Annotated in this window: 10 protein-coding genes; 4 read left to right on the top strand and 6 right to left on the bottom strand. The window is 38.9% G+C overall.

Annotated features, from left to right (window positions below; all coding sequences use genetic code 11):
- Positions 1 to 10: 10 nt before the first annotated feature.
- The 4 genes from rsmS to dinG all read right to left on the bottom strand — a co-directional run bounded on the left by rsmS (position 11) and on the right by dinG (position 3,702).
- The gene (rsmS, locus tag HWV01_RS14995) at positions 11 to 175 is read right to left on the bottom strand and encodes a pleiotropic regulatory protein RsmS (protein WP_211672305.1); all 165 of its coding nucleotides are present in this window, start codon (positions 173 to 175) and stop codon (positions 11 to 13) included.
- Between the two features lie 70 nt (positions 176 to 245).
- Positions 246 to 872: a primosomal replication protein PriC gene (gene priC / locus HWV01_RS14990; RefSeq protein WP_211672304.1), complete on the bottom strand. Its 627-nt coding sequence runs from the start codon at positions 870 to 872 to the stop codon at positions 246 to 248.
- Positions 860 to 1,639 carry a TSUP family transporter gene (locus tag HWV01_RS14985; RefSeq protein WP_211672303.1) on the bottom strand — a complete coding sequence of 260 codons (780 nt, stop codon included), beginning with the start codon at positions 1,637 to 1,639 and terminating at the stop codon, positions 860 to 862. Before HWV01_RS14985 ends, priC begins: the two co-directional genes overlap by 13 nt.
- Entirely contained in the window at positions 1,639 to 3,702 is a 2,064-nt protein-coding gene (gene dinG, locus HWV01_RS14980) for an ATP-dependent DNA helicase DinG (RefSeq protein ID WP_211672302.1), read from the bottom strand. Before dinG ends, HWV01_RS14985 begins: the two co-directional genes overlap by 1 nt.
- A 533-nt stretch (positions 3,703 to 4,235) precedes the next feature.
- Here dinG and HWV01_RS14975 point away from each other — a divergent pair.
- The 4 genes from HWV01_RS14975 (at position 4,236) to HWV01_RS14960 (ending at position 9,329) form a co-directional block, all read left to right on the top strand.
- A complete protein-coding gene (locus HWV01_RS14975; RefSeq protein WP_211672301.1) occupies positions 4,236 to 4,934 on the top strand; it encodes a response regulator transcription factor in 699 nt (232 codons plus the stop codon).
- Positions 4,921 to 6,327: an ATP-binding protein gene (locus HWV01_RS14970; RefSeq protein WP_211672300.1), complete on the top strand. Its 1,407-nt coding sequence runs from the start codon at positions 4,921 to 4,923 to the stop codon at positions 6,325 to 6,327. Before HWV01_RS14975 ends, HWV01_RS14970 begins: the two co-directional genes overlap by 14 nt.
- Before the next feature lie 70 nt (positions 6,328 to 6,397).
- On the top strand, positions 6,398 to 7,810 hold the full coding sequence (locus tag HWV01_RS14965) for an ATP-binding protein (RefSeq protein WP_249185337.1): 1,413 nt from the start codon (positions 6,398 to 6,400) through the stop codon (positions 7,808 to 7,810).
- A 130-nt stretch (positions 7,811 to 7,940) separates the two neighbouring features.
- The gene (locus HWV01_RS14960) at positions 7,941 to 9,329 is read left to right on the top strand and encodes an ATP-binding protein (RefSeq protein WP_211672299.1); all 1,389 of its coding nucleotides are present in this window, start codon (positions 7,941 to 7,943) and stop codon (positions 9,327 to 9,329) included.
- Positions 9,330 to 9,363: 34 nt separating this feature from the next.
- Here HWV01_RS14960 and HWV01_RS14955 read toward each other — a convergent pair whose 3' ends face one another.
- A complete protein-coding gene (locus HWV01_RS14955) occupies positions 9,364 to 10,962 on the bottom strand; it encodes an AMP-binding protein (RefSeq protein WP_211672298.1) in 1,599 nt (532 codons plus the stop codon).
- A gap of 322 nt (positions 10,963 to 11,284) precedes the next feature.
- A complete protein-coding gene (locus HWV01_RS14950; protein ID WP_211672297.1) occupies positions 11,285 to 11,623 on the bottom strand; it encodes a universal stress protein UspB in 339 nt (112 codons plus the stop codon).
- Between the last annotated feature and the right edge of the window lie 40 nt (positions 11,624 to 11,663).

Raw genomic sequence — 11,663 nt, 5'->3', positions numbered from 1 at the left:
GAGTGACTAATTAACTAACGTTGTTTGTTGTTTCAGTTCCAAGTTTACGTTGAAAATCTTGTTGTACGATTGCCAATGCTTTGATCACTGTTTCTGTCGGTAGTTGGCTTTCTTCAAGTAGTTGGATGAGGTCAACGGCAAGTTTTATATGTTTTGGCGCGTTTTCTAGCGACATAATAAAGAATCCTTACTTATTTTAGTTATATATTGCATATTAAGATTTTTAATTGGTAACGAAATTGTTATTACATAAGATCTTTCTTTTGTTCATAGCGTTGTAACTGTTGGCGGACTTTTGCTGTTGCAGCCTGACAACGTTGTAACCTTTGCCTCGTTTGTTGTAATTGAAGTGGATCGGTTTGTTGATCTATCATTGCTTGCAAACGGCGTTCATACTCTATTTGTTGCGCTAATTTTTGATATAAATAGTGTGATTTCTGCAATAACTTCTTCGCAATAACAGCATAATTTGTTTGCTCATCTTTGACTTCTCCACGCCTAAAATGACACTGTCGTAATACGCCATTAATAGCTCTAAATTGATGTGCTACTTTTTCTAATAACACGTCCTCTATAGATAATGTATTTTCTGGCGATGAGCTTGGCTGCTTTGTGTTGGTTGCCTGTTTATCAACACTCTTATCAAAATAGTGTTGTAAACGCGTCATACTCTTTTCTAATTCAGCCATGTATTGCTGAATATCGTGGCTGTTACCGATAAATAAGCCAGGGTAGAACAAGGCGCGATCGCGTAATTTATAATTGATGGTCGTTGTGTGACTCGAGTTGACTTGCTTACTCAACTCACTCAACTGTTTAATACGTTGGGTGAGTTGGTTGAGCTGTTGTTGCTGACGGGTTATTGTAGCCATGCTTGATAAGCCAGCTTAAAGGCAATAATAATAACGACAGTAATGAATAATGGGCGAATGAACTTAGCCCCAAAATGAATAGCTGTATGTGCACCAATGATCGCACCAACCATAATTGATAACCCCATGCTTAAACCCAGGTACCAATTGATGTGGCCAAGGTAAATAAAGGTCAGTAGCGAGGTGAAGTTACTGGTAAAGTTCATTGCTTTAGCAACACCAGAGGCAAACAGGATATTAAGTTTATACAGCGCCATTGTTGATACAGTCCAAAATGCACCGGTACCTGGGCCTGCGACACCATCATAAAAGCCGATAATACACCCTTGTAAGCCCTGTTTTTTATGTAGTGCAGGGTTGTCATCAGGTAAGGTTTCACCTGTGTGTTCTTGGGTTTTGCTAAAGATAGAATAGATAGCAGTAAAGATAATAATGACGGGTAATAATTTCTCTAGCCAAGCGGTGCTGATGACGTTAACTACGAAGGTACCACATATAGCTCCGGTGGCTGTAAACAGAAATGATCGCCACCAAAATTTGGGATTAAATAAACGCTTCTTATAGAAGGTTATTGCTGCAGCGCATGAACCAAAACTGGCAGCCAATTTATTGGTACCTAATGCAAGGTGTGGTGGTAGGCCTGCACTGAGTAATGCGGGTACTGTTAATAAACCACCACCGCCAGCAATAGCGTCAATGAAACCAGCAACCAGCGCAACGCTGCATAAAATTATAAAAACCGAAGGTTCTAAACCAAGTTCTAACATCAAAACTCTATATTTCTTTTATAAGGGGGAAGCGAATTAAGCAATGCTGGTCCATAGCGTTTACTAACAACTCGCCGATCAAGTAGCGTGATTCTACCAGAATCTTTCTCTTTTCTCAGTAATCGACCACAAGATTGGATCAATTTTTTACTGGCTTCGGGAACTGAGACCTGCATGAATGGATTTCCACCAGATTTAGTGATCCATTCCGATTGCGCTTCTTCAACAGGGGAGGTCGGCACTGAGAATGGGATTTTAGTGATAATTAAATTTGTGAGTAAATCCCCAGGTAGATCAAGACCCTCAGATAAGCTACTGGTTCCAAATAAGATGCTGGTTTTATTTGCTTTCACGTTTTCTGCATGTTTTTGTAATTGTTCGGCACGTGAACTTTCTTTTTGTACCAATAGTTCTAATTTTGTTGTACTACGAATCATTTCAGCGACTTGATTCATTTGTCGGTACGAACTAAACAACACCAAAGATGCTTTTTTGTCCGGCAGTAAACTTGGGAGTTTTTCTGCTAATAACTCAGTGAAACCCTGTTCATTTGGTGCTAGTGCTAAATTAGGTATATATAGCTCTGCTTGTTCAAACTCAAACGGTGAGTCGAGTTGCAGGTGCTGCGCTGATTCATCATTTAATAAACCGACTTGGCGGCGGAAATAATTAAAGTTGCCGAGTGAGGTTAATGTTGCTGAGGTCAAGATCGCAGCGCCACATTGCGACCACAACATGTGTTCTAGTTTACTGTCAACATCAATCAAGCTAGCTGCAAAGATATGGTCGTCTTGGCGAGTGCCACTTTTCTCTACCCATTTTGCCAGTGGTGTGCCTTTTGTTTCTTTAATCAACATGTTCCACACTTGATGTAGATTCTCGATGCGTTGCAGGTAAAAACCCACTTCGGCAATGAGTTTATTTGCTTTAACTTGTGGCAACTGATCTTGTTTTACTTGTTCGGCAAGAATATCAACAATCTTTGCTGTTTGGCTAACGCCACGTTTGGTTTCATGATTCATGTTTGCTGCCAGTTCTTCTAACGATTCTGGTAGTTCACCATCAGCAAAGCGCCAAGAATCATCACTAAATTGGCGATCGTTAGCGGACATTAAACTGTGGACCTTGGTGAGTTCTTTACTGATAGTATTGATTGAACTGAGCAGTTTTGTGACCGGATCGGATATCTCGCTTGACGCGATAGTTTGCGTGAGTTGGCGCATTGATACCGCCATGGTCTGTAACCAGGCTTTTGCGCCGAGTACCGAAGCATGCGCTGACGAGAAATCACGGGTAATGCGTGGTAAATGATGGGCTTCATCCAGTACGTAATAACAGTCTTCTGGTTTTGGTAGAATAATGCCGCCACCAAGCTCTAAATCAGCTAATAATAAGGCGTGATTTACAATGAGCACGTCACATTGGTCCAAGGCTTCACGTGCTTTATGAAAAGGGCAATTACGGTGTGCGCTAAATGATTTACTGCAACTGTGACGGTCTGAAACAATTAATTGCCAAATATCGCCGGGGATCTGGGTGGGCCAACTGTCGATATCGCCTTTCCATTTACCTGCTGCGTAAGCCGTAAACATGCGCTTGATAAGCTGTAAATCGCGTTTTTTAGGAACTGTGGCTAAGTCAGCAAGTAGTTCTATTTGGTCATCAGCTTGCGAAAGCATGGCAAGCTTTTGTTCACAGCAATAACGCTGACGACCTTTCACCAAGGCAAACTCAAATTTAAGCCCTGATTGACGGCGAAAGAAAGGCAGTTCTTTGTGCAAAAGCTGCTCTTGTAGTGCAATGGTGGCTGTTGAAATGACTAGGGTCTTTTTCGCTTCGGTGGCGAGTGGGATCCCTGCAATCAAATAAGCTAATGATTTACCTGTACCTGTACCTGCTTCGGCTATAATTAAACGACGATTTTTATCAAAATTACCGGCGAGGGTTTTTGCCATTTCAGCCACAAGGATATTTTGTGATTTACGGACTGCAAAGTCAGGCAGTGAATCGCGGATGTTCTGATAAACATCACGAATAGCTTGTTTACTCTTATCTGAAAGCATGTTTACTCTTATCTGAAGCATGCTTGCTGTTTCTGCAAGCACGATTTAAAGCCAAGGTCATTAGGATTGTATTTTAGCGTAATTATACCGTCTGTATAGATATTAAGTAGGGGAACACTGATAAAATTACAGTAGTTTATAAAAAAATTGACTGGCTGCTTGATTACCACTGACAAAGCTGACAAAGCTGACAAATTAGAGACTGAAAGCTTACGTTTTGTTTTATATGATTGCGTTGTTATTCATACGTCATAGTGCAAAGGCATTCATATAACCAAATTCGTTAGTATTACAGTATTGTTAGGGTTATTATTTGATCGCTATACTTGGGTTATACCGAAAAATTACAATATTTGCAGTCGATACGTTTCACGGGTACAAATAATAGCCATATCTCAGGTAATAACTGCAATGGCACTGATAAATATTCATACCATTAGACTAAATGATAGTGAACTAAACTTACCTAGCGCTTAAGTGTTTTCTTATCCCTGTATTTTACTTATTTATAATGACATAAGGTTTCTTTGAACATGTTAGAAAATGGCAAAAAACACATTTTAATTGTTGAAGATGATTTAGAGATTTGTCGTCTTCTCGACATGTTTTTACGCACTAAAGGATATCAAGTATCACTCAGTAATAATGGTACAGATGGACTCGCAGATATCGCCAGATTACAGCCTGATCTCGTGGTATTAGATATTATGATGCCGGGTATGAACGGTATTGAAGTGTGTAAGCAAAGTCGTGAAACTTATACTGGGCCTATTATTATGCTTACCGCTTGCAGTGAAGAAATATCTGAGATTGCAGCGTTGGATACGGGCGCTGATGGTTATCTGCATAAACCGTTACGACCGCATATTTTACTCTCTCATATTGAAGCATTGTTACGCCGCGAAAGCAGAAGTAAGAAAAATGATAATGCGTTAAGTCATACTGGTACGTTAACGATAGATACATTGAAGCGTTTGGTTACCCGTGATAATGAAGAGATTATCTTAACCGGTGCAGAATATGAAATGTTGGAATATTTAGCAAAACAAGCGGGAACAATTGTTAGTCGTGATGAGTGTTATCAGGCATTAAAAGGGGTTGAATTTGATGGCTTGGATAGAGCGTTGGATATGCGCTTATCCAGTTTACGTAAAAAGATAAAAGATGATGTAGCACCGTATCAAATTATCAAAACAATTCGCTGTAAGGGCTACCTTTTTGTTAAACAATAATATATTGACTAATCTCAATCGAGTAATAAACCGTAATAAGGGTCATACACTTTTTTTTAAGCTGTATCTCAGTATTACGACCGTAATCATTGGTAGCATAGTATTATTTGTAATCATCATTTACAATTATTTTAACAATGCTGAATTTGTATACAATGCTAATTTTGTTGCACGTTTACTGGATAATTTTGAGGAAGGTAGTGAACGCTGGGATATGGAAGTGGATCTATTAAGTCAATTCACGGGTTTTTCAATTCAAACGTTATCCGCGAAAGAAGTATTAAAATATCACCAACGACATGAATTATTGGATGTTATTGATCAGGATAACGATACACCACCTTTACCTATTGGTATTGGTAGGGGCGGCGTGCATGTATATGATAACGCTAACGCTAATGATGAACGCTTGGCTGTAATCATCCCGTATTATGACAAGTCACTACTCATTATTGATACTATTTCTAGTATGGATGCACCCATGGAGGGGCCTGATGACGATAACGATGCTTTATTTTTATTATTGGGCTTTATCTTTTTGAGTATCGCATTAGTGCTGTATGTCGCTGTGAAAAATATATCCGATCATGTTTATAAATTGAGTTTGGCAAGTCAGGCATTAGCAAATGGTCAGCTCGATACAAGGGTTGTCGACAACATACCCGCCCCCTTAAATCAAATGGCGGTAAGTTTTAATGAGATGGCGATATCCTTGCAGTACTCACAGCATCAACAACAGGTTATGGCCAATGCAATTGCGCATGAGTTACGCACACCGTTAACGCGAATTCAATTAGTGATGGGATTATTAAGTGATGAAGAACATAGTACATATACGACTGAATTACATAATGATTTAAGCCGTTACACGGTTGAAATGGAAGCGTTGGCCAATGATATTTTGATGTTGCAAACGATCGAACATAAACCTTCATTGGTGCATCAAATCGTCGATTTAAGTGAGTTGATGCAATCACGTAAAATTGAATTTCAACGCCAATATCCTAGTGTCTCGCTTTCTTCAGATGTCGATACGGTTAGGGTTGATGCAAACCCTCGTTACCTGCAACTTATAGTTGATAATTTGGTGAAAAATGCGTGTTTATATGCGGATTCAACCGTCAAGCTTAGCCTAAAAAGTGATCTTGAGTATTTCAGTATTATTGTTGAAGATGATGGAGAAGGTATTTCGCCGTTACAACGTGAACAAGTATTGGATGCCTTTACACGTTTAGATAACAGCCGAAGCAGGCAAACGGGTGGTTTTGGTTTAGGTTTAGCTATTGTAAATACGATAGTTAAAACAATGAAAGCGGAGATTAATATTGGCAGCAGTGAGTTGGGTGGCGCTATGTTTGTCGTTAGGTTTAGGCACGTTGTTAGTATCGCTTAGGGCTTTGTTCACTGGCTATAGCACTCCCCGAGCAAATAATTAAAACAATTCGTTGTAAGGGGCTACCTATTTGTTAAACAATAATATGTTTTCTAATCTTAAACAATCTATCAATCGTAATATGGCAAATACGCTTTTCTTTAAGCTATATATCAGTATTAGCACTGTTATTATAGCTAGTATTGTCATTGTTTCGTTAGTTATGGATTACTACTATGATAATCTTAATAATGATGCATTTGTGCACGATGCTAGCTTTGCTGCCACACTACTTGATGACTTTACCGCAAGTACTGACGATTGGAATATGGAAGTAGACTTATTGAGTCGGTTCACAGGTTTTACTATTGAAACTATCTCGGTGAAAAATGCATTGGCATATCATCAAAAGCATGAAATGTTGGACGAAATTGATATAAAGCAAAATATAAACTACCCACCATTACCTGCAGGGATTGGTAAATGGGGGGTGTATGTATATCGACATGAAGAAGAAAGTGGACGTCTTGCTATTATCATTCCGCATCATGAAGGGTTATTGCTCATTATTGACCGTTTAGAAGAGGCGTACCCGATAGATGGACCTGAAGATTTGGAAGATAATTATCCTGAGCTATTTTTATTAGGTTTTATCTTTTTGAGTATTGCTTTGGTGCTGTATGCCTCAGTAAAAAATATATCTGATCACGTTTATCGGTTGAGCACTGCAAGTTTAGCCTTAGCAAACGGGCAGTTAGATACTCGAGTTGACGATAAAATACCAGCCCCGTTAAACCAGATGGCGGCAAGTTTTAATGAGATGGCTATATCATTGCAGCACTCGCAGCATCAACAACAGGTTATGGCCAATGCAATTGCGCATGAGTTACGTACACCGTTAACACGAATTCAATTAGTGATGGGATTATTAAGTGATGAGGAACATAGTACATATACGACTGAATTACATAATGATTTAAGCCGTTATACAGTTGAAATGGAAGCGTTGGCTAATGATATTTTAATGTTACAAACGATTGAACATAAACCTTCATCGGCGCATCAAATCGTCGATTTAAGTGAGTTAATGCAATCACGTGAAATTGAATTTCAACGCCAATATCCTAGAGTATTGCTTTCTTCAGATATCGATACGGTTAGAGTCGATGCAAACCCTCGTTACCTGCAACTTATAGTTGATAATTTGGTAAAAAATGCGTGTTTATATGCGGATTCAACCGTCAAGCTTAGCCTTAAAAATGATCCTGAGTATTTCAGTATTGTTGTTGAAGATGATGGGGAAGGTATTTCGCCATTACAACGTGAACAAGTATTGGATGCCTTTACACGTTTAGATAACAGCCGAAGCCGGCAAACGGGTGGTTTTGGTTTAGGTTTAGCGATTGTAAATACGATAGTTAAAACAATGAAGGCGGAGATTAATATTGGCAGCAGTGAGTTGGGTGGCGCTATGTTTGTCGTTAGATTTAGACACGTTGTTTAATTTAGGTGTAGTGATTTAAATGCAAAGGTTTGTTAGTATCGCTTAGGGCTTTGCTCACTGCCTATAGCACTTCCCTCGCAAATCACTAAAACAATCCGTTGTAAGGGCTACCTATTTGTTAAGCAATAATATGTTTACTAATCTTAATCGAATAATAAACCGTAATATGGCACATACGCTTTTTTTTAAATTGTATATCAGTATTACTGCCGTCATTATTGGTAGTATTGTGTTTGTTACTATGTTAATTAATTATTATGACAATACTGATACTGGGTTTGTACATGACGTTAGTTTTACGGCAGTATTACTCGATGATTTTGTCGAAGATACTGACCGTTGGAACATCGCGGTGGAATTACTGAATAAAGTCACCGGTTTTACTATTAAAAAAATGACCGCTAAACAAGCATTTGATTATCAGCAGCAGCATGAATTATTATACGAAATCAATCTTAACGAGGTGAGCGATACTCCGCTTTTACCAGCAGAAATTGGTAAGATAGGGGTATATTTACATACCGAAGAAGAGAATGATCTTCTTGCTGCGGTCCTCCCGCACAATGATGGTTTGTTACTCATCATTGACAATCCTGAAATGATTTATTCTATGGATGATTCAGAGGATTGGGAAGATAGTGGGCCAGAACTATTTCTATTGGGTTTTATCTTCTCGAGTATCGCATTAGTGTTGTATTCCTCGGTCAAAAATATATCTGATCATGTTTATCGCTTGAGCACCGCGAGTTTAGCCTTAGCAGATGGCCAGCTCGATACGCGAGTTGACGATAAAATACCCGCTCCCTTAAATCAAATGGCAGCAAGTTTCAATGAGATGGCGATATCCTTGCAGTACTCACAGCATCAACAACAGGTTATGGCCAATGCAATTGCGCATGAATTACGCACACCGTTAACGCGAATTCAATTAGTGATGGGATTATTGAGTAATGAAGAGCATAGCTCGTACACTGCGGAGTTACATAGTGATCTAAGTCGTTATGCGGTTGAAATGGAAGCGTTGGCCAATGATATTTTGATGTTACAAACGATTGAACATAAACCCTCTTCGGCACATCAAATCGTCGATTTAAGTGAGTTGATGCAATCACGTGAAATTGAATTCCAGCGCCAATACTTCCATGTCTCTCTCTTTTCAGATATCGATACGGTTAGGGTTGATGCAAATCCTCGTTACCTGCAACTTATTGTTGATAACTTGGTGAAAAATGCGTGTTTATATGCGGATTCAACCGTCAAGCTTAGCCTTAAAAATGATCCTGAATATTTCAGTATTGTTGTTGAAGATGATGGGGAAGGTATTTCACCATTACAACGTGAACAAGTATTGGATGCCTTTACACGTTTAGATAACAGCCGAAGCCGGCAAACGGGTGGTTTTGGCTTAGGTTTAGCGATTGTAAATACGATAGTTAAAACAATGAAGGCGGAGATTAATATTGGCACTAGTGAGTTGGGTGGCGCTATGTTTGTCGTTAAGTTTAAGCACTCAAACTGAAGTTGAGTGCTTAACTAAAAATAGCTTTCGTTATTTATACGGTACGTAATTCACGACGTAAGATCTTACCGACTGCTGTTTTTGGTAATTCATCTATAAATACAATCTGCTTAGGCACTTTGTACCCGGTTAAGAAATCCTTACAGTGAGAAATGACATCTTCTTCTGCAAGGTCTTGGCTTTGTTGTGATCTGACGATAAATGCTTTAACGGCTTCACCTGTTTTTTCCAGTGGTACGCCAATCACAGCTGCTTCTTGGATCCCCGCGTGGTTAGATAAAATCTCTTCGACTTCATTAGGGTAAACGTTAAAACCGGACACAATGATCATGTCTTTTTTACGGTCAACGATTTTGTAATAGCCATTATCAAGTCGCTCTACAATATCACCGGTTTTGAAGTAACCATCACTTGTCATTACTTCTGCTGTTGCATCATCACTACGCCAGTATCCTTGCATTACCTGTGGACCGCGAACGGCTAATTCACCAGCCTCTCCAGGCGCTACTTCTTTATCATTTTCATCAAGCAGTTTAATTTCAGTTCCTGGTACGGCAGATCCAATCGAACCAATCAAAGTTTGCCCTGGTAGGTTAAAAGTAACTACCGGTGCTGTTTCAGATAATCCATAGCCTTCACAGATATCGCATCCGGTTACTTCTTTCCATAGTTTAGCGGTTGAGCTAGTTAACGCTGTACCACCAGAAGTCGTAATTCTTAATTGACTGAAGTCGAGATCTCTAAATTCAGGCAGAGAACATAAGCCGACGAATAAAGTATTAAGACCTGAAATCGCAGTGAATTTGACGGTCTTAATTGAATTAATAAAACTAACCATGTCACGTGGATTTGGAATCAATACTGAGTGAGCGCCAGTGCTGAAGTATAGCAGTAGCGTGATATTAAATGCGTAAATATGATAAAGCGGGAGTGGTGATACAAGGAGTTCTTCACCTTCAGTAATGAAGTCGGTTAAACGACCCTTCGTTTGAAATGTATTACTTAATACATTGCTGTGACTTAGCATTGCGCCTTTTGATAAACCAGTCGTACCACCTGTGTATTGTAAAATGGCTAAATCATCAAGCTTACACGTAACAGGTTGATAAGTGCTGCTTTCACCTAGGGCAATCGCATCAAGTAATGAAATAGTATCTAGCTGCGCGGAGCCTTGTCCTTGTGGTGCAAGTAAGTCTGCTGCGTGCGTAGTGATCACGGTTTTGATGTTTGTATCAGGCAGTACTTTTTCTGCTACAGGGAGTAGATCTGATAGGATCACTAATGCAGTGGCTTCTGAGTTATTAAACTGGTGTAACATTTCTCTTGGAGTGTAAAGTGGGTTGGTATTGACTAATACTAATCCTGCACGTGTGGCGCCATAGGCTGCAATTGGAAATTGAGTGATGCTGGGTAACTGAATTGCAATTTTATCACCGGGTTTTAGATCGGTATAATTTTGTAAATAAGATGCAAAAGCGGCAGAAAGTCGGTCAATTTCTTTAAAGGTAAGTGTTTTTCCTAAGCAAGTATACGCTGGTTTATCAGCAAACTTTTCACATGTTTGTTGTATCAAATCTGCAATACAATTGATTCCGTTCAATTCGATTTTTTCTACAGCGGCATTCGATAACATATAACTCTTCCTATCTATTAAGTTGTGTTGTGAATATAAGGTGATACCTAGTTTTAAAATTTGTTGCTACATATCCGTTACAAACGGGTTATTTAACCTGAATTTATTTGAATAATAAATTCAAACAGTCGTATTATTAATGATATTACTGTTGAATCTGTGGATTGCCACGATCAATACGATGTTTCTATAATATAGATTAACTAATCGATCTCGCTTATATGTGGGATGTAGTTCGAGGATATTTTACGGGGGAAGCTCGAATTAACTGCAATGATTAATGATATTGCAGTTAATTTAGATAATATTTTCATTTGGGCACTTATAAATCGAGGTACATTAACACCGGAATGAGAAGAATATTAAAAACGACGAGGTAAGTTGCCAAAGTAAATATTTTTTTAACCTTGTTACAACGATAGATAAAGTATTCATCAAAATGATGTAGATGTTCATCACGGCGAATATAATGGAACAGTTGCATCTGCTTGTTGTAATTACCTTCGGTACTGAAAAATACGCGCCCATTGACACGTTGGTAAAGCAGCGGATCAATATCTTTCATGCGATATAGCAAGCAACGTAATGATGACACTGCCCGTGCGACATTAACTAGAGTAATAATAGAGAAGGCGATAAAGATTAGATCACTATTATTCATACTATCTCCTCAGTGACGGCTTTCATTGTACCTAACTGAT

This window comes from Moritella sp. 5 (assembly GCF_018219455.1).
In the GTDB taxonomy this organism is placed as follows: domain Bacteria; phylum Pseudomonadota; class Gammaproteobacteria; order Enterobacterales; family Moritellaceae; genus Moritella.
This window is presented reverse-complemented; position numbering and strand designations above follow the sequence as displayed.

Bases quoted from the DNA above. Each gene is read 5' to 3' on its own strand.
- rsmS (WP_211672305.1), bottom strand. From the start codon at position 175: ATGTCGCTAGAAAACGCGCCAAAACATATAAAACTTGCCGTTGACCTC.
- priC (WP_211672304.1), bottom strand. From the start codon at position 872: ATGGCTACAATAACCCGTCAGCAACAACAGCTCAACCAACTCACCCAA.
- HWV01_RS14985 (WP_211672303.1), bottom strand. From the start codon at position 1,639: ATGTTAGAACTTGGTTTAGAACCTTCGGTTTTTATAATTTTATGCAGC.
- dinG (WP_211672302.1), bottom strand. From the start codon at position 3,702: ATGCTTTCAGATAAGAGTAAACAAGCTATTCGTGATGTTTATCAGAAC.
- HWV01_RS14975 (WP_211672301.1), top strand. From the start codon at position 4,236: ATGTTAGAAAATGGCAAAAAACACATTTTAATTGTTGAAGATGATTTA.
- HWV01_RS14960 (WP_211672299.1), top strand. From the start codon at position 7,941: ATGTTTACTAATCTTAATCGAATAATAAACCGTAATATGGCACATACG.
- HWV01_RS14955 (WP_211672298.1), bottom strand. From the start codon at position 10,962: ATGTTATCGAATGCCGCTGTAGAAAAAATCGAATTGAACGGAATCAAT.
- HWV01_RS14950 (WP_211672297.1), bottom strand. From the start codon at position 11,623: ATGAATAATAGTGATCTAATCTTTATCGCCTTCTCTATTATTACTCTA.